The 22,793-nt window shown below is 70.1% G+C and carries 16 protein-coding genes; 9 read left to right on the plus strand and 7 right to left on the minus strand.

All coding sequences use genetic code 11. The features are described from left to right. Nucleotides 1-25 precede the first annotated feature (25 nt). The 4 genes from sthA to JYJ93_RS09735 all read right to left on the minus strand — a co-directional run bounded on the left by sthA (nucleotide 26) and on the right by JYJ93_RS09735 (nucleotide 4,370). Nucleotides 26-1,423: a Si-specific NAD(P)(+) transhydrogenase gene (sthA, locus tag JYJ93_RS09720; RefSeq protein WP_206788459.1), complete on the minus strand. Its 1,398-nt coding sequence runs from the start codon at nucleotides 1,421-1,423 to the stop codon at nucleotides 26-28. 91 nt (nucleotides 1,424-1,514) lie between these two features. Next, nucleotides 1,515-3,008, minus strand: coding sequence for a PPC domain-containing protein (locus JYJ93_RS09725; RefSeq protein WP_206788462.1), 1,494 nt, complete (start codon nucleotides 3,006-3,008; stop codon nucleotides 1,515-1,517). Between the two features lie 161 nt (nucleotides 3,009-3,169). Continuing rightward, nucleotides 3,170-3,841, minus strand: coding sequence for a hypothetical protein (locus JYJ93_RS09730; protein WP_206788464.1), 672 nt, complete (start codon nucleotides 3,839-3,841; stop codon nucleotides 3,170-3,172). A gap of 73 nt (nucleotides 3,842-3,914) precedes the next feature. Continuing rightward, complete coding sequence (locus tag JYJ93_RS09735; protein WP_206788466.1) at nucleotides 3,915-4,370, minus strand: cupin domain-containing protein; 456 nt, start codon at nucleotides 4,368-4,370, stop codon at nucleotides 3,915-3,917. 83 nt (nucleotides 4,371-4,453) lie between these two features. Here JYJ93_RS09735 and JYJ93_RS09740 point away from each other — a divergent pair, with 83 nt between their 5' ends. Together JYJ93_RS09740 and JYJ93_RS40555 are read left to right on the plus strand one after the other, a co-directional pair. Beyond that, nucleotides 4,454-5,893 (plus strand): PLP-dependent aminotransferase family protein, encoded by a 1,440-nt coding sequence (locus tag JYJ93_RS09740; protein WP_206788469.1) that lies wholly within the window; start codon nucleotides 4,454-4,456, stop codon nucleotides 5,891-5,893. A 93-nt stretch (nucleotides 5,894-5,986) separates the two neighbouring features. Next, complete coding sequence (locus JYJ93_RS40555; protein ID WP_206788471.1) at nucleotides 5,987-6,718, plus strand: DUF4328 domain-containing protein; 732 nt, start codon at nucleotides 5,987-5,989, stop codon at nucleotides 6,716-6,718. A 6-nt stretch (nucleotides 6,719-6,724) separates the two neighbouring features. Here JYJ93_RS40555 and JYJ93_RS09750 read toward each other — a convergent pair whose 3' ends face one another. Continuing rightward, the gene (locus JYJ93_RS09750; protein WP_206788481.1) at nucleotides 6,725-7,165 is read right to left on the minus strand and encodes a nuclear transport factor 2 family protein; all 441 of its coding nucleotides are present in this window, start codon (nucleotides 7,163-7,165) and stop codon (nucleotides 6,725-6,727) included. Nucleotides 7,166-7,450: 285 nt separating this feature from the next. On the opposite strand from JYJ93_RS09750, the gene JYJ93_RS09755 reads away from it, so the two are divergent. The 3 genes from JYJ93_RS09755 to JYJ93_RS09765 all read left to right on the plus strand — a co-directional run bounded on the left by JYJ93_RS09755 (nucleotide 7,451) and on the right by JYJ93_RS09765 (nucleotide 10,705). Beyond that, complete coding sequence (locus JYJ93_RS09755; RefSeq protein ID WP_206788483.1) at nucleotides 7,451-8,968, plus strand: acetyl-CoA acetyltransferase; 1,518 nt, start codon at nucleotides 7,451-7,453, stop codon at nucleotides 8,966-8,968. Between the two features lie 166 nt (nucleotides 8,969-9,134). Next, on the plus strand, nucleotides 9,135-9,869 hold the full coding sequence (locus tag JYJ93_RS09760; RefSeq protein WP_269013143.1) for a lysophospholipid acyltransferase family protein: 735 nt from the start codon (nucleotides 9,135-9,137) through the stop codon (nucleotides 9,867-9,869). 299 nt (nucleotides 9,870-10,168) lie between these two features. Further along, entirely contained in the window at nucleotides 10,169-10,705 is a 537-nt protein-coding gene (locus tag JYJ93_RS09765) for a DUF4833 domain-containing protein (RefSeq protein WP_206788485.1), read from the plus strand. A 9-nt stretch (nucleotides 10,706-10,714) separates the two neighbouring features. Here JYJ93_RS09765 and JYJ93_RS09770 read toward each other — a convergent pair whose 3' ends face one another. Beyond that, complete coding sequence (locus tag JYJ93_RS09770; RefSeq protein ID WP_206788487.1) at nucleotides 10,715-12,139, minus strand: hypothetical protein; 1,425 nt, start codon at nucleotides 12,137-12,139, stop codon at nucleotides 10,715-10,717. 285 nt (nucleotides 12,140-12,424) lie between these two features. Between JYJ93_RS09770 and JYJ93_RS09775 the strand changes: the two genes are divergently transcribed. From JYJ93_RS09775 to JYJ93_RS09790, 4 genes are all read left to right on the plus strand, one after another. Further along, nucleotides 12,425-13,081 carry a hypothetical protein gene (locus JYJ93_RS09775; RefSeq protein ID WP_206788489.1) on the plus strand — a complete coding sequence of 219 codons (657 nt, stop codon included), beginning with the start codon at nucleotides 12,425-12,427 and terminating at the stop codon, nucleotides 13,079-13,081. Between the two features lie 244 nt (nucleotides 13,082-13,325). Next, the gene (locus JYJ93_RS09780; protein ID WP_206788498.1) at nucleotides 13,326-18,458 is read left to right on the plus strand and encodes a non-ribosomal peptide synthetase; all 5,133 of its coding nucleotides are present in this window, start codon (nucleotides 13,326-13,328) and stop codon (nucleotides 18,456-18,458) included. After that, nucleotides 18,455-19,969 carry a condensation domain-containing protein gene (locus JYJ93_RS09785; RefSeq protein ID WP_206788500.1) on the plus strand — a complete coding sequence of 505 codons (1,515 nt, stop codon included), beginning with the start codon at nucleotides 18,455-18,457 and terminating at the stop codon, nucleotides 19,967-19,969. The genes JYJ93_RS09780 and JYJ93_RS09785 overlap by 4 nt, the downstream gene beginning before the upstream one ends. Next, nucleotides 19,966-21,165, plus strand: a complete 1,200-nt coding sequence (locus JYJ93_RS09790) for a cytochrome P450 (RefSeq protein WP_206788502.1) — start codon at nucleotides 19,966-19,968, stop codon at nucleotides 21,163-21,165. The genes JYJ93_RS09785 and JYJ93_RS09790 overlap by 4 nt, the downstream gene beginning before the upstream one ends. Before the next feature lie 5 nt (nucleotides 21,166-21,170). On the opposite strand, the gene JYJ93_RS09795 is transcribed toward JYJ93_RS09790, so the two are convergent. Then, nucleotides 21,171-22,793, minus strand: a complete 1,623-nt coding sequence (locus JYJ93_RS09795; protein ID WP_206788505.1) for a hypothetical protein — start codon at nucleotides 22,791-22,793, stop codon at nucleotides 21,171-21,173.

A 22,793-nucleotide genomic window follows, 5' to 3' on the forward strand; every position in this document is an offset into this window, starting at 1 on the left:
CGCCCGCGGTGCCCTTCGTGTTTCTTCAGAACAGCCGGTTGAGGCCGTTGAGCGCCGCCACGCGGTACGCCTCCGCCATGGTGGGGTAGTTGAAGGTCGTGTTGATGAAGTAGTCGATGCCGTTGCCCGGCCAGTCCTGCGCCATGATGGCCTGGCCGATGTGGATGATCTCCGAGGCGTTGTCCCCGAAGCAGTGGATGCCGAGAATCTCTCGCGTCTCCCGGTGGAACAGCAGCTTCAGCATGCCCACGGTGCGGCCGGTAATCTGGGCGCGCGCCAGGCTCTTGAAGAAGGCGTGGCCCACCTCATAGGGGATGCCCGCCTGGGTGAGCTCGCGCTCGGTGCGGCCCAGGCTGCTGATTTCGGGGCTGGTGTAGATGCCGGTGGGGATGTCCTTCACCAGCTTGTGCTCCATCCGCCCCTCCACGATGTGCGTGGCGGCGAAGCGGCCCTGGTCATAGGAGGCGCTCGCCAGGGACGGGGCGCCCACCACGTCACCCACCGCGTAGATGTGGGGCACGGACGTCTGGTAGCCGTCGTTGACCTGGATGCACCCGCGCGAGTCCACCGCGATGCCCAGCGCCTCCAGCCCCAGGTCCTGGCTGTTGCCGGAGCGGCCGTTGGCCCAGAGGAAGACGTCCGCCTTCAGCCGCTTGCCGCTCTTCAACTGGAGCACCACGCTGTCGTCGTGCGGCTCCACGGAGACCATCTCCTCCTGGTGGCGGATGAGCACGCCCTGTTCGCGCAGGTGGTAGGAGAGGGCGTCGGAGATTTCATCGTCCAGGAAGGACAGGAGCCGGTCGCGCGTGTTCACCAGGTCCACCTTCACGCCGAGCATCCGGAACATGGAGGCGTACTCGCAGCCGATGACGCCCGCGCCGTAGATGATCATCGACAGCGGGGACTCGCGCAGCTTGAGGATGGTGTCCGAGTCGAAGATGCGCGGGTGGCGGAAGTCCACGCCCGCGGGCCGGTAGGGCCTGGAGCCCGTGGCGATGACGAAGGCGTCCGCGGTGAGCAGCTCCACGGAGCCGCGCGGCTCCGTCACCTCCACCGTGTGCGCGTCCCGGAACTTCGCGCGGCCCGTCACCAGGTCCACGCGGTTGCGCTCGTAGAAGGTGGTGCGCAGCTGCACCTGCTTGGACACGACGGTGGTCGCCACGCGCATCATGTCCTTGAGCGTGGTGTGCCGGGCCAGCTCCGCCCGCATCTCCGGGTGGTCCTGCTGCACGTCCAGGAGCCGCTGGATGGCGTGGCGCAGGGCCTTGGAGGGGATGGTGGCGGTGTGGGTGCAGGCGCCGCCCACCAGGGCTCCCTGCTCCACGGTGCACACCTTGCGGCCGGACTTCACCGCCTTCATCGAGGCCCCTTCACCGCCGGGGCCGGAGCCGAGGACCACCACGTCGAACCGCCGAGCGCTCATGGGTCCGGAGTGTTCCCCCAACCCCGGCCCCGAGGGAAGAAATCACCTCGGGGCCGGGCACTGCTTCACACATCAGGTTCGCGGGACGGCTTCAGTAGGACGCCTTCAGCGTCACGCCGGAGTAGTCCGTATAGCCCTTGATCATCACGTGGTAGACGCCCGCCGTGGGGGCGTTGATGAGGCACGACTCCGTGTTGCCACTGGTCAGGGGGCGGCAGTCGTAGACGTAGTCCTCGGGCCGCGAGCCCAGGCGGACGTACAGGTCCGCGTCACCCGTGCCGAACATCGTCTGCACGAGCAGCGAGGTCTTCCCGGCAGGCACGGTGACGGTCCAGTAGCGGTACGACCCCTGCGCGCCCGACAGGCCCGTTACCGGGACTCCGTTCGTCAGCGTGCCGGTGCCCGGGTTGCCCGTGCCGCCGGTGACGTAGGCGCCGCGCACGGAGGCGTTGGTGAGCGCCGTGGACGAGGACGCGTTGTACACGCGCACGTGCCAGGTGCCCGCCGTGGGGTTGGTGAGCGTGCACGACTGGTTGTTGGTGCCGCTCGTGTTGGCCAGGCAGTCATAGGAGGACAGGGTGGGGGAGCTGCCGCGCTTCGCGTAGAGGCGCGCGGTGCCGCCCGAGCCGTTCGTGGTGCTGAAGGTGACGCTCGTGGCCCCCGACGGGATGTCGAGCGTGTAGTCGCAGGAGAAGGCCCCGGACGGCGCGCTCACGCCATACATGGGGGTGTTGTTGTTGAGCGCGCTGGTGGTCGTGCACCCCGGCTGTCCCTCCGACAGGGTGTACGTGCCCGTGATGCTCACATTGGAGAAGTCCCCGGTGCCGTACAGGCGCGCCCAGTAGATGCCCGTGGACGACACGGGGAGGGTGCACGTCTCATAGCTGCTGTAGTAGCTGTTGGACCTGCAGTCGTAGACCGACTCGGTGGGAGAGGCCTCCCGGCGCACGAACAGGTCGGCGTCGCCGCTGCCGGTGGTGGTGAACGTCACGTGGGTTGCGCCGGTGGGGACGGACAGCTTGTAGATGCAGGACCAGTTGCCCGCGGTCGCGCCGATGCCGTTCAGGGGCACGTCCTTGGTCAGCGTGGTGCTGCTGGTGCAGCCCGTGGGACCGGACGGCGTGGACGTCGCCTTCAGGGTCGCGCCGCTGAACGCGGAATAGCCATACAGCTTCACGTAATACGTGCCCACCTGTGAGCCGGTGATGGTGCAGGACTCCGTGCTGGTGCTGCCCGCGGAGCTACAGGTGCTGCTCCCCGTGGTCGGCTCCGAGCCGTACTTCACGTACAGGTCCACGTCGCCCGAGCCGCCGGAGGTGCTGAAGGTGAGGTTGCTGTTCGCGGACGCGACGTACAGCGTGTACGTGCAGGAATACTCCCCGGCGTTCGCGCTGATGCCGGTGACGGTCACGTTGGGGGTGAGGGCGATGGGGCCGGAGCAGCTGGCCAGGGCCTGCACCCGTTCTTCTGGCGGAGGGCCCTTCTCCAGCTGGGGCTCCGCGCCCTGCTCCATCTCCGCGCCACAGCCTGTCAGGGCACACGTCAGCCACACCGCCGCCAAAGACTTCCATCCAAGATTGCGCAAGATGTTCCTCGGTTTGTGATAACGCTTTTCGCCCAGGAGTGGCGAAAGCCTGTCGTCCGGTCGGCCTCGGACAGTACGCAAGCTATCAAGCGCGTCTGACATTCCGCGTGAGGACGGCCCGCACGCAGGGCGCGGGCCGGAAGCTGGCGCTGGAGGGCTTCTCAGCGCGGGAGAAAGAGGCTCTCGCCTCGGGCCAGGCGCTTGCTGGCCGCTCGCGCGTCCAGCTTGATGAGGACCTTCGGATCCTCCTCCGCCTGCTGCTGCGCGGAGAGGGAATCCCATTCCTCCAGGTCCAGGACCTCTGGAACGACCAGCGCGCGCAGGTCGGGAGGGTTCTGCGACTTGATGACCTTGCGGCCGTTCATCACGTAATGCGTGAGATGCTTCACGTGCAGTTGGGACGCGTCTCCAAAGAGGGTGAGCCACGCGCCGGAGCCGGAGTCGACGAGCTCCGCCTCCACCACCCCCGCCGCGTACGTCACGCTGTCCATGGACGTGGCCACGAGCGTCTCCTTCACGCGCAGCGTCCCGGTGCAGACGAAGGTGAAGCCCACGTCGACGAGGAGGTTGCGGCACGTGACGTCGCCGAACACGACGAGGATGCCCTCGTCATACCCGGCGACGTCCACCACCACGTTGCCTTCGACGTCCAGGTTCCCCATCACCAGCGTGTAGGCATTGGGAGGCCGCCAGGCAGCGGCACCTGTCTGTTTCACCTCCGCGGGCTGGGCCCAGGGCTCCTCCAGGTCCAGGGTGAGCAGGCCCTCGACGAACTTGCGCAGCGCTTCGGGCGCGGACTGGAGCTGGGGCGGTGCGGTGGGCCTGGGCGGCATGGGCGGGCTTCCTTCCGGTGCGGGGTCCAGGACTCCTCCTGCCCGGAGGCGGAAGCCGGGGCAACCGCATTCGTCACTCGATGGTGGCGAGCGCCTCCACGCCGTGCTCCTGGCACCAGCGGCGGTACGTCTCCAGCCGCTCCGCGGGGCTCACGCTCCGGAGGACCTGGCCGTCTTCGCCCAGGTATTCGATGCCGCCCTTCACGGTGATGTGCAGCACGAGGGGCTCATCGCCCACGACCTGCCAGCTGTCCACGTTGCCGGGCGGCTCATAGACATACGTGCCCGGGCCAATCACCTCGCCGGTGTCGAGCAGCTTGCGGCGCCCGGAGATGTTGTAGGCGTGCGACTCGCCCATGTGGCGGTGCCGGGGGATGAGGGTGCCGGGCTCCAGGCGGAAGAGGTACATCCAGCCGCTGCCATCGCGGAAGAAGCGCAGCGGCTTGAACGCGAGCCCGGGCCGGCCCATGGGAATCCATGGCATGCGTTCGGAGTCGACGGGGTGGGAGGCGTAGGTGGAATCGGTCATGGCGGAAGGATGGTCCTCCGCTGGCCCGGTGGCAGGGCCAGGATTGGCGAAATCCATTGGGCCAATCCGTGGGAGGATGCGGCATGGACTTCCATGTGGAGCTCCGGGGACGCCGGGACCTGGCCGGGCAGATCTACCGGGGGCTGCGCGCGGCCATCCTGGACGGGCGCCTGCGGCGTGGGGAGCGGTTGCCGCCCACCCGCGAGCTGGCCCTGCGCCTGGACGTGGCCCGCAACACCGTGGGCGTGGCGTATGAATGGCTCACCGCCGAGGGGCTCATCGCGGGGCGCACGCGGGCGGGGAGCTTCGTCCAGGGGGAGGCCTCCCGGCCGCGCGGCAGGGCAGGGCGGGAGGCCCAGGTGCCGCTGCGCGCGCGGGCCTTCTGGCGTTCGCTGCCGGACCTGCCCGCTCCGCTGGCTCCCGCCGCGTATGACTTTGGCGTGGGCAGCCCGGATGTCTCGGGCTTCCCCTTCGAGTCCTGGCGCCGGCTGGTGGCGCGCCAGCTGCGGGCCGCCACGGTGTCCGGAGGCTACGTGGACGCCGCCGGGCACCGGGGGCTGCGGGAGGCGGTGGCCCGGCACGTGGGCGTCTCGCGGGGCGTGCGTGCGGAGGCGGAGGACGTGTTCATCACCAATGGCGCGCAGCAGGCGCTGGACCTCGTGGGCCGGGTGCTCATCGAGCCGGGGGACTGCGTCGCCATGGAGGAGCCGGGCTATCCGCCCGCGCGGCAGGTGTTCCAGTCGCTGGGAGCGCGCGTCGTGCCGGTGCCGGTGGACGCGGAGGGGCTGGACGTGGCGGCGCTGCCGGACGCCGCGCGGCTCGTCTACGTCACGCCGTCGCACCAGTTCCCGCTGGGCATGCCCATGTCACCCGCGCGCCGGGTGGCGCTGCTGGAGTGGGCGAAGCGGCGGGACGCGGTGGTGATTGAAGACGACTACGACAGTGAGTTCCGCTTTGGCGGCCGGCCCCTGGAGACGTTGCATGGGATGGACCGCTCCGGGCGGGTGCTCTACGTGGGCTCGTTCTCGAAGGTGATGGTGCCCATGCTGCGGATGGGGTTCCTCGTCGCGCCGCCGTCGCTCCAGCGGGAGCTGCGGTGGGCCCGGCGCGTGATGGACTGGCACAGCCCGGTGCCGGAGCAGGCCGCGCTCGCGCGGTTCATCGACAGCGGGCTGCTGGCGCGGCACATCCGCAAGATGCGGCGGGACTACGAGGCGCGGCACGAGCGCGTGGCGGAGGGGCTTGCGCGCCATTGCGGCGACTGGCTCCAGGGGGTGCCCTCCGTGGCGGGCCTGCACCTGTGCGCGACGTTCCGGCGGGGTGGCATGGCGCTGGAGCGCGAGACGGTGGCGCGAGCCCGGGCCGCGGGGGTCGGGCTCATCACCCTGTCGCGTTACTTCATGGGACCTCGCGCGCGGCCAGGGCTGGTGCTGGGCTATGGCGGCATTCCCGCGACACGCATTCCAGAAGGCATGAAGCGGCTGGGCGCCAGCCTTGCCTATGTGGGATTGACGAGGGATTGAAGACAGGTCCTAATTCCTCTCTTCATGCTCAGTGCCGTCGAGGGGGAAGTTGAGCCGCAGGCCGTGTGTCCGCAGCATCCCGAAAGGGAAGCGGTGCGCACCTGCGCTCGGTGTGGAAGATATGTCTGCTCGGGGTGTGGCCAGGAGAACGGCTGGTGCCGCGAGTGCCTGCGGTTCTCCGCCCTGGAGGTGCCTGACTCGCGTGGCCGGGCTCGGCGAGCGGTGACCGCGCTCCAGTTCTCCGCGGCGACGGACCTGTTGAGCCTGGGCCTCCACGTCATCCTGTTCCTGGGGGTGTTCACCGAGCAGGTGCAGGGCCTGCCCGCCGCGGGCGTGGTCTTCCTGAACGTGGGGGCAGGGGTCCTGGCCCAGGTCTTCCTCCTGATGTGGTTCCACCGGGTCGTCCGTCAGCTCAAGGCCCTGGGAAGAGACATCGGGGATTCCCCAGCGATGGCGGTCTGGTGGTGGCTGATTCCCCTGGCGAACTGGGTGAAGCCCTACCACCTCATGAAGGAGGTCGCGACGCGGCTGGGTGGGGCGCACTTCGCCGCGGTGCTTCCCCTCTCCATGTGGTGGGGGGCCAACGTCCTGTCGCGGATCATGAACCAGGTGGACCAGCGGATCATCGGGAAGCTGGAGACGGCGGACGGGGGCATGTCGACCGCCGGCGCCGTGGTGGGGCTGATCGCCGCGGGCTCCGCCCTGGTCATGGCCCTCTTCAGCGTCCAGATCATCCGGGCGCTCCAGGAGAAGCTCGACCAGCGGCGCGACGGGCTGGAGTTCGCGGACGGCCCCGTGCCGGAGGCCGGGGCCGAAGCGGCGTGAGGCAGGTTACCTGGACAGCCGGGTCGCGTGGCTCGCGGCGAGCTTCCACTGACCATCGCGGTAGACCCAGGTGTCGGTGAACTGGAAGTCGCCTTCGAACTGCGTCTTGCCGGAGTGGCCCTTGAGGGTGGTGATGCCGGTGACGACGGCGGCGTCTCCGTACAGACGGATCTTCTGGTGGTGGTTGCGGAAGACCTCGTAGACGGGGTCCTTCTTCGCCACCTCCGCCAGGTTCTGCTCCAGGTCGGTCACCGTGCCCTTGGAGTCGGTGAGCGTGAAGCGCGCGTCCAGGCTCTTGCGCAGCGTGGCGACGTCGCCAGTCTCGAAGGCGCGGCAGAGCGCGGCCTCGACCTTGAGCAGCTCGCGCTCGTCCTGCGCGGGGTCCCGGGCTTCCGCGGCGCCCGTGGCGAGGGCGAGAACAGTGGTCAGCGTGGTCTGGAGTTTCATCCGCGGCTCCGTGCGTGAGGTGGAAGGTGACAGGCTACCGCGCTCGGACAGGGACCGCGACGCGGACCCGCTGCTTGCCCAGGTAGGCCGCGCGGTGCGGACGGCGCCTGCTCCAGTCCCTCGGGGAGGGTCTCCGTCAGGACGAACTCCCCCCGGCAGCCCAGGTGCATGTCGTTGCGAGGCGTGGCGCCGTGGTCACGGTCGCGGATGTCGTCCGGCCAGCTCCGGGGCCACTTATTGACCGGGATGGCGGGTCGTGGGAGCAGGTCGGTCAGGAGGCGAGTCATGAAGGACGCGAACCGGATTCCCGTCATCGTGGGCGTGGGGCAGATCAACGACCGTCCGGACGATCCGCTGCGGGGGCTGGACTCGCTGGGCTTGATGGAGGCCGCGCTGCGGGCGGCGGACGCGGACGCGGGCGGTGGCTGGCTCTCCCGGCTGGATTCGCTGGCGGTGGTGGATCAGCTCTCGTTCCGGCAGATGGGCCCGCTGCCGCTCGCCCTGGCGGAGCGCCTGGGCGCCCGGCCGCGCCTCCATGAGCAGACGGCGGAGGCCAGCGGTGACAGCCCGGTGCGGCTGCTCCACGAGGCCGCCAACCGCGTTGCCGCAGGCGAGGTGGAGGTCGCGGCGGTCGTGGGCGGTGAGGCGCTGCGCACGGCGGCCCGGCGTGCGGCGCTGGCGGCGGGGGATGCACCCTCCGCGCACAACGCGGCGACGAGCATCGGTGTCCAGGCGCACGCGGCCTACCGCAAGCGCTACGGCCTCAACTCGCCGGTCGACGTCTATCCCCTGTATGAGAATGCCGGCCGCGCCGCGTACGGCCAGACGCTGGCGGAGGCGCAGCGGGAGAGCGGCGAGATCTGGTCGCGGTTCTCCCAGGTCGCGGCGGGCAACCCGGGCGCGTGGCTCCGAGAGCCTTTGTCCGTGGAAGAGATTGTCACGCCGTCACCGTCCAACCGGCCCATCGCGTTCCCGTATTGGAAGCGGATGGTGGCGAACAGCGCCGTGAACCAGGGCGCCGGGTTCCTCGTCACCAGCCTGGCGAAGGCGCTCGCGCGCGGCATGCCGGAGGACCGTCTCGTGTACGTGGGACGGGGCGCGGCGGCGCACGAGCCGGAGGACTTCATGGCCCGCGATGGCTACGCGAGCTCACCGAGCATGGCCGTGTCGCTGCGCCGCACGCTGGAGCTGAATGGGCTGGGCGTCGACGCGCTCGACTTCGTGGAGCTCTACAGTTGCTTTCCCTGCGTGCCGAAGATGGCGCGCCGGGTGCTGGGCTGGCCGGTGGAGAAGCCGGCCACCGTGTTCGGAGGCCTCACGTTCGGCGGCGGGCCCATCGCCAACTACATGGGCCACGCGGTGGTCAGCATGGTGCAGCGGTTGCGCGAGCAGGGACGCCATGGCCTGCTCTTCGGCAACGGCGGCTTCGCGACGTACAACCACGGCCTGGTGCTCACGCGCGAACCTCCGCCCGCTGGAACACTCCCTGAGGCCTTCGAGCATCAGGCGGAAGCGGACGCCGCGCGTGGGCCGGTCCCTCCGTTCGTGGAGGACGCCACGGGCCCTGGCCGTATCGAGACGTACACGGTGCTGTACGAGCGCGACGGCAGCCCGAGGTTCGGCGTCATCGTCGGGCGCGGAGCCTCCGGTGAGCGCTTCCTCGCGAAGGTCCCTGCTCACGACACCGCGGGCATCGACTTCCTGTGCGACGGCAAGGAGGAGCCGGTGGGCAGTGAAGGGCGCGCCGTCGCTGGACCCGGCGGGGACATCCTCTGGCACCGGGCTTCCGCCTCCAGCGGATAGGCGGGATGGGAGACGTCCGGAAGCTCAGCACGGGCGAATGGTCGCTGACACTCGAGGCCGGCGCCGCGATGGATGCCGTCACCCACGCGATCCGCTTCGTGCACCGGGCGTCATCCATGCCCACCTACGCTGTGTGAAGCCATCCATCCATGACAGAGTGGGAGCCATCCGAATCCTCCTCTCGATCGCGTTCTGGACCTTCCTCGCGCTGTCCAGCGCGGTGTTGTTCCTTGGAGCGCTCCTGCTGTGGACGCTCACCCGCCCGTTTGACGCGAATGGACGCGTGCTTCACCTGTACTCGTGCTTCTGGGCACAGCTGTATTTCTACGTGAACCCGATGTGGCACCTGCGGGTGGAGGGCCGCGAACGCCTGCCCTGGAAGGGCGCGGCGGTGCTGGTGGCCAACCACCAGTCGCTGGGGGACATTCTGGTCCTCTTCGGCCTCTACCGGCCTTTCAAATGGGTCTCCAAGGCGGAAAACTTCAAGCTGCCGCTCATCGGCTGGAACATGCATCTCAACCGGTATGTGCCGCTCATCCGCGGAGACCGGGCGAGCATCATCCAGATGATGGCCGAGTGTGAGCGTTGGCTGTCGCGTGGCGTCCCCATCCTGATGTTTCCCGAAGGCACCCGCTCCAAGGATGGGGAGGTGAAGGCCTTCAAGGACGGCGCCTTCACGCTGGCCATCCAGCAGCGCTGCCCCATCATCCCCGTGGTCCTCACTGGCACCGCGCGGACCATGCCCAAGCACGGGCTGGTCATCCAGCAGGCGGTCCACGCCCGGGTGCGCGTGCTGGAGCCCATCGACCCGGAGGGCTTCGCCGGGGACGTGCACGCCCTGCGCGACCACGTGCGCGATGTCATCGTCCGTGAGAAGGCGCGCATGGACGCCGAGCGCTGAACGTCACGCAACCGGCCCGGGACACCGAGCCGTAGCCCCCACGTGGAAGGGGGAGGGGGCGAGCGATTCTGGCGCACCTGGGACTGCTCACGGCGAGTGCAAGGCTGGCCCCGGCGCGTGGGCCACCCCAGGCCGCGGGGGGCTTCGACAGGCGGACGAGGAGGTACTCGGAGGAGCCTGCGCCGAATTCTGTGAAGAGTGTGCCGGGGGGGTGACAGTTCCGGGGGACAGCGGTATTCGACATCCCGATACGGCCTCGCGAGCGACCGCCGTCATGCCGCTATCAAAGGGGGACCCCCATGCTTCCTGGATCCGGGTTCAACAACCTCACTGCCGTTGCGCTGATGACCGTCGCGACCCTGGCCTCCGCGGCCGGGGCGCCGGTCCTATCGCAGTCCGCCTTCTTCCTGACCCGGAGCGAGAACCGCAACCAGGTCCACTACTCCGTGCGCCTGGACGAGGCCTGCCGCCCCGTGGGGACGCGTCCCGTGCATGTGTACTGGCGGATGTTGGAGCGCGGGCCGGCGGAGGTGGAGGAGCTGCTGGGGGTCGAGCAACCCGTGTATGGGTTGGAGGACTCGCAGTCGGTCGAGGCCACCGCGGAGGGCTGGCGGGTCCGGGTGAGCCTGAAGGCCTTTCCCTCGCGCCCCGTCGACATCACCACCACGCGGGTCGACGGCGGATGCCAGGTCCAGGCGTGGACGAAGCTGGGCAACGGCGTCTCCCGCCTGGAGCACGTCTTCGTGAAGACGTCCTGGCCCTTCTCGGTCGACTTCGTGCGGCTGGATGGCGTGGGACCGGATGGAAAGCCGGTCCATGAGCTGATCCGCCAGTAAGCGAGATGGCTACTTCTTGATGAACGCGGCGAAGCGCTTGTCGAGCAGGGGCGCGGCCATGTCGACGGCGTCCCACGTGTCGTCATCCAGCTTTGGCGCGTCGTGACCATGCTCGCCTGCGCGCTTGCCGAACACCTTGATGAGATCCTTCGTGATCCACAGGTCGTTCATGTTGTGGAACCAGCGCCACAACAGCGTCTGGAGTGCTGGCTCATCCCGCAGATGGTTCGCCCAGAGTCCACGCGGCATGGCCTGCTTCACCAACTCCGAGCCCTGGGCCTCCCGCCGCGCGATGCGGGTCAGCAGCGCCTGGTGTGCCGGGAAGCGTGAGGTGTCCAGCAGCCCACGCGTCACCGCATAGCCGACGAAGAGCGCCGTGGTGACATCCGGATACCGGGCGAGCTCCCCCGAGCCCGTCACCGTGAGGGTGACGGAGACCGAATCGTCGAACTCGACCTCGAGCTTCAAGTACCCAGCGCTGTCGAGCGCATGGACCCAATAGGCGACGGTGGGCTCGTCCTCATCCGTGAAGCGTGCCCGGCGGCCGGTGGGCGGCCCCAGCACCTTCGAGACCTCCTCCTCCGACTTCGCCTTCCAGGGCACGCCCAGGACGTCTTCGCCTATCGCCGGCCGTACCCATGCGAGGGAGACGTAGGGGATGAAGCTTCTGGCGGTCTTCGGAACCGGCGGAAAGGCGTCGTGCAGGATGTCATGCGACAGGACCAGCTCCACGCCGTGCTTGGGCGCGGAGACGTTGACCGAATCGTTGTTCTCGCTCGTCGAGGCCGGCAGCTTCTTGCCGAGCACCTCCGTCACGTAGGTGATGACCTCGGGAGCGTCCGCGCGACGTCCGAGCACCGACGCCACCTGCCGTGTCTTCGGACCGAGCTTCGCCACCACCCCGGTGGGCGAGAACGTGGGCGCGGAGACCGTCCGCGGCATCGCGCCGGCCTTCTCGTCGCCGTCGAGCCAGGCGGAGAAGTCGAACGCCTTCGCCTTGGGTGCCTTGACCTTGTTCTTCTTCAACCATGCGGCCAGGGCCTCGCGTCCGGACCCGGCCTCCTCGTCGTCGAGCTCGCTGATGTCCGTCTCTCCCTGGGACCACAGGGCGAGGAACTCCTCCAGGCTGTTCGCGACGGTCCGCGTCTCCCCTTCGGAGCCGAGCAGCGCCACGGCGGCTGGGGCCTTCCCGCCGGGCTTCACCAGCAGGAGCAGCGAGCCATCCGGGAGGTTCAGGAACGAGAAGGCGGAGGCGCGAAGACGCTCCGCCTTCACCGGGTCCCACTCCTCGGGGACGGTCTCGGCCAGCAGCCCATCGAACCAACCCAGGGTTCCATGGTCTTGCTTGCCCACCCACTCGCCGACCTTCTGGAGCAGCGGTGGGACCTCATGACCTTCAGGCGCGGCGGACAGGTTCACGGAGTACTTCGGCATGGGCGGTCGGGTCAGCCTCCTGCTTCGAATCATAGGGCAGCTCCCGCCGGCGCGGCGCCAGATATAACGGATATCCCGTATGTGGCGGGTTTCGCTATGAATCCTGGGTCGTGTGTGGCCATTCCTGTCACAGCCTGCCGGCCCGCGGAAACGCCGCCGCCTGGGACAGGCCCCTGAGCTGTGATTGGCATTCGCAGTGCAGAGGTCTCGGAATGACGAGAGGCGTTCCCGGGGTGGCCCATGGGGACGCTTTTCCCTTCTCGTCATTCCCCTGTGGGTGCCCTCATGACTCGAAAGTTCGTCCAGGCTTTCTCCCTTGTCGCGGCGCTGGTTCTGACCTCCACCACGGCCATCGCCGGTGAGCGGCTGGCGGCGTACATGCCGCGCCTCGACGCCCCGAAGGCTCCCACGCTGGAGTGCACGGACCCCCGGGCGCAGTTGCATGAAGCGGCCAAGGCGGCCGGTGTGAAGATCAACCCGGAAGAGACCGTCACCGTGTCGAAGGACGGCAGGACGTTCGCCGGCAGCAGCATTGCCGGCTTCGAGCAGGTCCCCGCCACCGCGCTGGCCGAGGGCGCGGACTTCGGCTTCACCTACCTGGACGCGCCGCAGGCCGGCATCCCCGCGGGCTACTACAAGCTGCGCGCGCGTGCGGCCGCCGAGGACATCCAGGTGGGCGAGTACCGGGGTGAGGTGGACGTCATCGACGCGTCCGGCAAGGCCGTGGCCCGCCTGCCCGCGACGATGCAGACCGTCTCCACGGAGGTCCCGAATCCGCTGCCCTTCGCGCGCACCACCGTGGACGCGCAGTTCCGGCAGACGAACTTCATGGGTGGGCGGCCTGACCAGCTCACCCGCTACCACCACTCGCTGATCATCATCTACCACTGCCCCAACGGCACCACGATCATCATCTTCATCGACTACTGGGATTGGTACTGAGCCGCCCTTCGCGGACCGACGGAATGCATGAACCCCGGCCCCGGAAGCGCGAGTCCCACGCGCCTTCGGGGCCGAGGCAGCAACCTGACTCCTTCCTGGCATTCGCATGGAGTCACCCGGGATGTCTCCGAATGATGGCACCGCGGTGTTCTTCGCGTGCTAGACGTCCGGGACGCCGGGCTGCCGGGCGGCGAGCCTCCGCGCGGAGAGCCAAGGCGATAGTCATTGCCTGAGGAGCCCTCGCATGACCGCCACGCCCCCTTCCTCCCGCGTCACCGGAACCGAATACGAACGACTGCTCGCGAGCCTGCGTCGCAAGAGCCCCTGGGCGCTGGCAGGCCGGAACACAGCGGTGGCGCGGGATGCTCCGGCGCGCGTCCCGGACTCCAGGGTCGACCACGGTCCATGGCGCTCGGTGGTGGACGTCATCGCGGAGCAATGCCGGCTGCACGCGGACCGCGTGGCGCTCTCGGACGGGACCACTGAAACGACCTATGCGCGGCTGGACGCGCGCACCCACGCCCTGGCCTCGGCCCTGCGGGCCCGCGGCATCGGACGGGGGGACGTGGTCACGCTCGTGCTGGACCGGGGCCCCGCCTTCGTGGAGCTCGCGCTCGCGGTCTGGCGGGTGGGCGCGGCCTACCTTCCGCTGTCGCCGGCGCATCCGCGGGCCTGGCGGGAGGACATCGTCCGCAGGGTGGGTGCGGCGCTCGTGGCCGGCTTCTCGCCGGACAGCGCGGTGCCAGGAGTCCCCTTCCTGGATGCGGGGACCGAAGCGGGCTCCGCCACGTCACACGCGGACGACGCGGTGCTCGCTCCAGAGGACCTCGCGTACATCATCTGCACGTCCGGCTCGACGGGGGAGCCCAAGCTGGTGATGAGCGAGCATCGCGGGGTCGCCAACCTCCTGCACGCCCAGCGGGACTTCCTGGGCGACTTGGGGCCGGACACGCGCGCGCTCCAGTACTTCCACCCGTCGTTCGACGCGTCCCTGTTCGACGTCCTGCTGGCGCTGCCCAACGGCGGGCGGCTGGAGACCCTGGATGCGGCACGGCTCTCCGGCGAGCCGCTGGCCCAACTGCTGGTGGCCCGGCGCATCACCCACGCGGTGCTGCCCGCGACGGTGCTGCGCACGCTGCGGCCGGGCGGCTTCCCCGACCTCCAGATGCTGATGAGCGTGGGAGACGTGTGCCTGCCGGAGACCGTCCGGCAGTGGGGCGCGCAGCACCGCTTCATCAACGGCTATGGCCCCACGGAGGTGACGGTGGCCAGCACGCTCCAGGCCGTGCGCTCCGTGGACGGCGAGCGCGTGCCCATTGGCCGCCCCATCTCGAACTACCACGTGGTCCTGCTCGATGAGCACCTGCGCCCCGTCCCCGACGGAGCCCCGGGAGAGCTGTGCTTCGGAGGAGACGGGGTCGGACGCGGATACCTGGGCCTGCCGGGCCTCACCGCCGAGCGGTTCATTCCGGATGCGTTCGGCCCGCTGCCGGGAGGCCGGCTGTACCGCAGCGGCGACCTGGGCCGGTGGCTGCCGGACGGCACGCTGGAGTTCCTGGGCCGCCGCGACGACCAGGTGAAGATCCGCGGCGCGCGAATCGAGCTGGGCCAGGTGGAGGCGGCCCTGGCCGCGCTGCCGGACGTGCGGGACGCGGTGGCGCTCGTGGACGGCACGGGGGAGCGGCTGCTGGGCTACGTGATGCCGGTCGTCGGCGCGGTGCTGTCCGGCGACGCGGTGCGCGCGGAGCTGCGCCGCCGGCTGCCCGGCTATCTGGTGCCGGACGTGGTGGTGGTGGTGGACGCGTGGCCGCTGAACACGAGCGGCAAGGTGGACCGGGCCCGGCTGCCCCGTCCCCAGCGGCGGGAGCGGACCGGCTACCAGCCGCCGGAGTCCCCCGCCGAAGAGGCCCTGGCGGCCATCGCGGCGGCGCTGCTCGGGATGGAGCGGGTGGGGCGGCATGACGATTTGTTCGAGCTGGGCGGGCACTCGCTGTTCGCGACCCAGCTCGTCGCCCGCGTGCGCCGCGTCCTGGGGGCTCGGCTGGAGTTGAGCGCGGTGCTCCAGTCGCCCACGGTCGCCCAGCTCGCGGCCGGCTTGAAGCAGGGGCAGGGTGGGGTGGACCTGGGGCCTCGCGGAGGCGAGCCGGGCGCCGCCATCGCCCCGTCGTTTGGCCAGGAGCGGGTGTGGTTGATGCACAAGCTCAACCCGGACGCGCGGGCCTACCACACGCAAGCCGTCTTCCGGCTCGCGGGGGCCCTGGACCTCGCCGCGCTGCACGCGAGCCTCACGGACGTCGTCCGTCGTCACGACGTGATGCGCACCCGCTTCCCGGAGGTGGATGGAGAGCTGCGCTGCGAGCTGGAGCCGCCCTGGGAGGTGGAGGTGCCGCTCCAGGACTTCAGCGGCGTGGGCGAGGACGTGCTGGAGGCCCGGGTGGGCGAGGCGGTTCGCGAGGCCGTGCAGACGCACTTCGTGCTGGCGGAGGGCAGGCCGTTCCGCTGGCGGCTCCTGAAGGTCGGCGCGGAGGAGCACCTGCTCGTGCACGTCGAGCACCACGTCGTGCACGACGGCTGGTCGTTCAACGTCTTCGTCCGCGAGCTGATCAACGGCTACGCCGACCATGTGCGCCACGGACAGTCGCGCCGCCCTCCGCTGGCCGTGCAGTATTACGACTACGCGCGGTGGCAGCGGGAGTGGGTGGGCACGGAGGCCGCGAACGCGCAGCGCCGCTTCTGGCGTCAGGCCCTGGAGGGCGCGGAGACGCAGCTCCAGCTCCCGCGCCGCGCGCTGTCCGGGACCCGGCGCTTCCGGGGCGTGGCGCCCCGGATGGAGCTGGACGCGGAGCTCGCGCGCCGGTTGCAGGACCTGGCGGACCGCAATCACACGTCCCTCTTCACCACGCTCCTCGCGGCGTTCTTCGTCCTGTTGCACCGCTACACCGGCTCGCGGGACATCCTCGTCGGGACCGCGGTCGCGAACCGGCGCTGGCAGGACACGGAGAGCCTGCTGGGCATGCTCGTCAACACGGTGGTGTTGCGCGGCCGGCTGCACGAGGACCCTACCTTCACGGAGCTCCTGGCGCGGGTGCGGCGCAACACGCTGGAGGTCTTCGACCATCAGGAGCTGCCGTACGAGCACATCTTCGCGGAGTCACCCGCGCGGCTCCAGGGCGGGCTCAATCCGTTGATCCAGACGATGTTCAACTTCCATGACTCGTCGGTGGGCTCGCTCGACGCGTCCCCGCTCGACGTCACCATCGTCGAGGGCCTGAGCAACGGCTCCGCCAAGTTCGAGCTGTCCGTCGTCGCGGTGCCCCTCTACGCCGAACCGGGACACATCAGCCGGTTCGCCGGGGACCTGGTGAGCATTCCCCGCTCCGACAGCCCCGTGCGCTCCAGCCCCCGGGCCTCCCTGAGCGGCATCCTGCTCTCGTGGGAGTTCGACTCCGACCTCTTCGACGACTTCTTCGTCACCGGGATGCTGTCCGCGTACCAGCAGCTGCTGCGCTCCATCACCGCCGAGCCGGACACCCGCGTGTCCCGGCTGGCCTTGATGAACGAAGCGGGGCAGCGCGCGCTCGTCAGCGTGGGGGCCAGGACGGAGGCTCCCACGTACCGGGTGCATGACCTGCTGGCCCACTGGACCCGGCTTGCGCCCGACGCTCCTGCGGTGAAGGCGGGGGCGTCCGTGCTGACGTACGGAGCACTGATGCGCCAGGCGGAGACCCTGGCGCACCACCTGCGAGGCCTGGGCGTTGGCCAGGGGTCGCTGGTGGCGGTGTGCATCCACCGCTCGGCGGAGCTGGTCGTGGCCCAGTTGGGGAGCCTCATGGCGGGGGCGGCCTTCCTCTCGTTGGATCCGAAGGCGCCGCCGCCCTACCTGGAGTCGCTCGTCCGGGATGCCGGGGCGCACGCCCTGGGCACCACGGCGGCGCTGACGGACCGGCTCACCGGCCTGCCCACCGTCGTGCTGGACGACCTTCCCCCGAAGTCCGGTCCGCCGTTGCCCTCGGGGAGTCCGTCCGACCTGGCCTATGTCCTCTACACCTCCGGCTCCACGGGCAAGCCCAAGGGCGTTCAAATCGAACACCGCTCGGTCGTGTCGCTCATGTACCGGACGGCCCTGGCCGACGACCTGGGGCCGGGCAAGACGATGCTGGCGATGGCGTCGGTCTCCTTCGATGTCTCGGTGTTGGAGGTCTGGGGGACGCTGTTGAACGGCGCGGCGGTCCACTTCCTGCCGCCCGTCTGGGACGTGCCCTCGCTGGCCCGGTGCCTCGTCGAGGAGCGCATCACGCACGCGGTGGTTCCCCCCGTGGTGTTGCCGCGGTTGGCGGCGGAGGCCCCGGAGGCCTTCGCCGCCCTGGACCGGATGATCGCGGGCGGGGAGGCCTTTCCCCCGGAGGCGTTCCGCATGCTTCAGCGCGCGGGCTTCACGAAGCTGACGAACGCCTACGGCCCCACGGAGGCCACCGTCATGGCCACTGCCTACAAGCTCGACGAAGGGCATGACCCCGAGGCCCCGAACGTGCCCATCGGCCGGGCGCTGCTCAATGCCCACGTCGTCGTGCTCGACGCGGCCGGGCAGGTGGCGCCGCCGGGCGCCGTGGGGGAGATCTGCATCGGAGGGGACGGCCTCGCGCGGGGGTACCGGAACAGGCCGGAGCTCACCGCGGAGCGGTTCGTGCCGGATCCGCTCGCGGCGCATCCGGGCGGGCGGCTCTACCGCAGCGGAGACCTGGGCCGGTGGCTCCCGGGGGGCCTCATCGAGTTCCTGGGCCGCCGCGATGAGCAGGTGAAGGTCCGGGGCTTCCGGGTGGAGCTGGCGGAGGTGCGCGCCGCCCTGGCGGAGCATCCCGGCGTGGCGGACACCCTCGCGGTCATCGACTCGCGCGCGGAGGAGCCCCGCCTCGTGGGGTATGTGGTGTCCGAGCCGGGAGTCGCGGTGTCCGCGCAGGCCGTGCGCGAGGACCTGGCGCGCAGGCTGCCGGGACACCTGGTGCCCTCGGAGGTCGTCGTTCTGGAGGCGTGGCCGTTGACCCCGCACGGGAAGGTGGACCGCTCCCGGCTGCCCACCACGACCCCACGCAGTCCGGAGGCGCCCTTCACGGCGCCCAGGACCGAGACCGAGGTCCGCATCGCGGCGGTGGTCGCGGAGCTGCTGGGGGTCATCCGGGTGGATGTCCACGAGAGCCTGCTCGCGCTGGGCATGCACTCCCTGCAGGCGATGCGGCTGGCCTCGCGGCTGAGCCGGATGATGGGGCGCGAGGTCGGGCTCGCGACCATCCTCATGGGGCCCACCGTCGCGCAGCTGGCCGCGGCGCTCACCGTGGCGCCGGCCGCCTCCACCTCCCTCAAGCGATTGCCGCGCGCATGACGACCGCGTTCCCGATGTCCTTCGCCCAGCAGCGGCTGTGCTTCCTGCACCGGATGGACCCCACCGGCGCGGCCCATGCCACGGTCCGCTGCCACCGGGTGGCGGGCCCGCTGGACCTGCGAGCCCTGCGAGAGGCCCTGGACGTGCTGGTGGCCCGGCACGAACCGCTGCGGACCGTCTTCCCCCTGGGGACGCAGCAGCACCTCGCGCCGCATGGACAGGCCCCTCTCCATGTCGTGGACGTGGCGACCGAAGCCGAGGCCCTGCGCCACGCGCAAGCCGAGGCGGCCCGTCCGTTCGACGTGGAGCGCGGACCGCTGCTGCGGCTCACCGTGCTCCGGCTGGAGCCCCGGACGCACTTCCTGGTCTTCGCGCTGCACCTGCTCGCGGCGGACGGCGGGTCGCTCCAGGTCTTCTCCGAGGACCTGGCCCTCGTGTACCGCGCGGCGGTCCTGGGCGAACCCACGGGCCTGGCCGAGCTGCCCGTGCAGTACGTGGACTGGTCCGCGTGGCAGCGCGAACAGCTCACCGCTCCACGGCGCGAGTCCCTGTCGCGCTGGTGGCGTGAGCGGCTGTCCGGCGCTCCCTTGTTCCTGGACCTGGTCGCCCCGCGTCCCGCGCTGGGCCAGGGGCGCCGTGCGCATCGCGTGCTGCCCGCCGCCCTTGTCCGGTCCGTGCACGCCCTGGCGAGCGCTGAACGTCAGACGGTGTTCACGGTGCTGGCCGCCGCGTGCGGCCTCGTGCTCGGTCAGCGCGCGGGACGTGAGCGGGTGTTGCTGGGGCTGGCCGTGGCGAACCGGGACCTGCCCGAGGTCGAGCGCGTGCTCGGATTCTTCGTCAACACCGTCGTGCTGGAAGTGGACCTGCGCGGCGCCCCTGATTTTCGCCAGCTGCTCACGAGGGTGGCCGCGGCCACGGCGGACGCGTACGCCCACAAGGACCTGCCCTTCGAGCAGCTCGTCCAGGACCTGTGCCCGCCCAGGGAGCCCACGCGCTCTCCCGTGGTCCAGGTGAACTTCGCCTACCATCCGCCCCACACGGCGGGAGCGCTGGCCCTGCACGGCTGCGAGGTGACGGAGTCGGTGTTGGACCTCCCCTCCGCGAAGTTCGAGCTCACCCTGCGGGTCGAGGAGCGCCCCGACGGCCTGTTCACGCTGTGGGCCGAGTTCGATGAGAGTCTCTTCGATCTGGCGTTCATCGAAGGGCTGCTGGCGGCCTACGAAGAGGTCCTGCGGACCGTGAGCCCCGGCGCACGCGTGACGAGCCTGCGTCCGCCCCCGACCGCGACGGAGGCACACCTCGCCCGCATCTTCGCCGACGTGCTGAAGGTCGCTTCGGTCGACCCGTACGACGACTTCTTCCGGCTCGGCGGTCATTCCCTCCAGTTGATTGAGATCGCGGCCCGGGTCCGGACCGAGATGGACCGGGACCTGGGAGTGCGTGAGCTGTATCAGCATCCCACCGTGGCGGGCGCCGCCGCCCTGCTGACACGAACAGGAGCTTCCCGATGAGCAATTCCTATCCGTTCCCCAAGGATTGGCAGCACCCGTTGGAGCCTCCCGCTGAATACAAGCGATTGAGGCAGGAAGCCCCGGTGTGTCCGGTCCGGCTGTTCAACGGCAACACGGCATGGTTGGTCAGCCGCTATCAGGACGTGCTCGCGGTCCTGAGCGATACCCGGATGGTGCTGGACTCCACGCTGCCAGGGTTCCCGCATATCTCCGCCTCCTCGGTGGCGCGGCAGGAGCGGACCCTGCCTTTCTTCTTCCGCCCGGACGCGGAGTACCGGGTGCAGCGGGCCATGCTCGTGCAGGAGTTCCTGCCCCGGCGCATGGAGGCCCTGCGGCCGCGAGTCCAGCGCACCGTGGATGAGGCGATCGACGCGATGCTGGCGGGCCCTCAGCCAGTGGACCTGATGGCCGCGTTCGCGCTGCCTGTCGCCATCCGCGTCATCTGCGACCTGCTCGGGGTGCCCCACGACGGCGCGGAGCGCCTGCACGTCCTCAGCCGGACCATCGGCTCCCGGACCTCGTCACGCGAGGAGGCGATGGCGGCCCTGGCCGGACTGGATGACGTCTTCCTGTCGCTGGTGGAGGCGAACCTGCGTGAGCCCACGGACACGCTCATCGGGCGCGTCGTGGCCGAGCAGGTGGCGACGGGCAAGCTGAGCGCCCCGGATGCCGCCGCCATGTTCCATGCGCTGTTCTACGCGGGCCACGGGCCGCCCGCGTACATGTTCGGCCTGGGCACGCTGGCGCTGCTGCTCGACCCGGAGCAGTTGGAGAAGTTCCGCGCGATGGAGGACCCCGCGGCCATCACCGCGGCCGTCCAGGAGCTCCTGCGCTTCGTCAACGTCTCGCACCTGGGCCGGCAACGCGTCGCCACGGTGGACGTCACCCTTGGCGGCCAGCTCATCCGCGCCGGCGAAGGCATCCTCGCCCAGCCGGATTCAGCCAACCGCGACGAGACGGTCTTCGAGAACCCGGACCGGCTGGACCTCGAGCGCGAGGTGCACCGTCACTTCGCCTTCGGCCATGGCATCCACCTGTGCACGGGGCGGGCGCTGTCACTCATCGAGTTCGAGGTGGTCTTCAAGACGCTCTTCCAGCGCATCCCCACGCTGCGGCTGGCCGTGCCTGCGGAGGAGCTCAGCTTCAAGAAGGATGAGAACCTGCTCGGCGTGCACGAGCTGCCCGTGACCTGGTAGGCGCGTCAGGGAGCCAGGGCCTCGAAGCGGCAGTCCATGTCGCCCAGCACCGTGCCTGGCGACGTGAAGAAGTCCGCCCGGAACTCGAGCGCGTAGGTGGCGCTCTGGGGCGCGGTGAAGACAGCCCGCCAGCGCACCTCCTCCCGGTCCTCCAGGGTGGACGCCTGGACCGCCCCCGTCGCGTCGAGGAAGACCACGTCCGGCCGGTGCTTCGCGCCCGACACCTTCCAGGGGCAGTCGAGCTGGTAGCGCTGTCCGGCGACGGCCTGGAACGTGTAGACGTCGTGGTCGATGGCGTTAGCGATCCGGAAGGACAGCGTCTGGGGGCCGTCCGGGATGGGAGTCGCCGTGTCCAGGGTGTCCCCGTGGTCGTCCAGGCCCTGGTCCTCCACCTGGAGCGTGTAGTTCCCCGTCACGTACTTCGCTTCGAGCGCGGGCGTGCCCGTCATCTCCACGAAGTGCGTCGCCTGGGACGCCTTGAAGGACGTCGAGGTGGGGACGCCCCCGGAGGCCGGATGGGTGCCGAACGGGCCCCCCGGCGCCGCGTCCCGGAGCGCGCCCTGGCGCTGTCCCGTGAGGGCGAAGGACACCCGGTAGTGGTGCCCGGGCTGGACGGAGAGGGCGAAGACGTCCCGGTCTCCGGGCACCTCGATCTTCCCCTGCACGGACGCGGTGCCGGCCAGGACCGGCGTGGCCGCTTCCGGGGTGCCCCCGTGGTCCTCCGGCCCCAGGTCGTTCAGCACGCAGGTGTAGGGGCTGGACGGAAGGAGGGAGTTGGCCTGGATGGAGGCGAAGTAGGTGCCCCCCAGGGCCTTGATGCGGGCTTCGCCCTCGGTCTCCCGGTCGTTGACGTCATACGCGGCGCCTTGCGACTTCTCCTGGCCGTTGAGGAACCGCAGCTCCCAGGAGGGGTTCGGGAAGGCGCAGCCGAGCGCGTAGACGTGGTCCACGGTGGTCTCGAACGACAGCAGGTCCCGTTCGCGCCAGTGCTCGCCGTAGCCCGTGAAGGGCTGCTCCGACGGCTTCCAGGGCGTCGCCCGGAGGAGCAGGTCCCCGTGGTCGTCCGGCCCGCGGTCCTCCAGGCGGAACTGGAACGGCACGCGGGGGTGGCTGTTGAGCGGGAGCAGATAGAACGTGTGCACGGCGCCGCGCTCCAGCCCGGACCAGTGCCGCGGGCTGGGGGGATAGTCGGTGCTGTCGCTGTACTGGTCGGCGGAGTCGAGCCGCGTGCCCGCGGCATCCCGCAGGACCACCGAGTAGCCCAGGCTCCCCGGCTCCACCGTGAGGTCGTAGTGCCGGCATCCCCGGGCGACGAAGGCGAAGTGCACCGGCACGCCTCCTCCGGGCGGCCAGGTGACGGTGTGCACTTCGTCCGAGGGCGTCAGCAGCGTGGCGCCATCCGGCACGCCCGCGTCCCCCGGGTCCCCAGCCGTCCCGTCGTCCGCGCAGTCGACGTTCCCCGCGTCCGGCTCCGGCTCACTCCCCGCATCCGCCTCCGCGTCCGTGCCGGCGTCGAGCACGAGCGGCGGAGGCTCCGGTGTGGAATCACATCCCGCGCCGAGGACGAGCCCGCCGGACAGGAGGAGGACAGACAGCCACCGCTGCTTGACGTTCATGGCAATGGACAT

Origin of the sequence: Corallococcus sp. NCSPR001 (genome assembly GCF_017309135.1) — a bacterium.
Classification (GTDB): Bacteria; Myxococcota; Myxococcia; order Myxococcales; family Myxococcaceae; genus Corallococcus.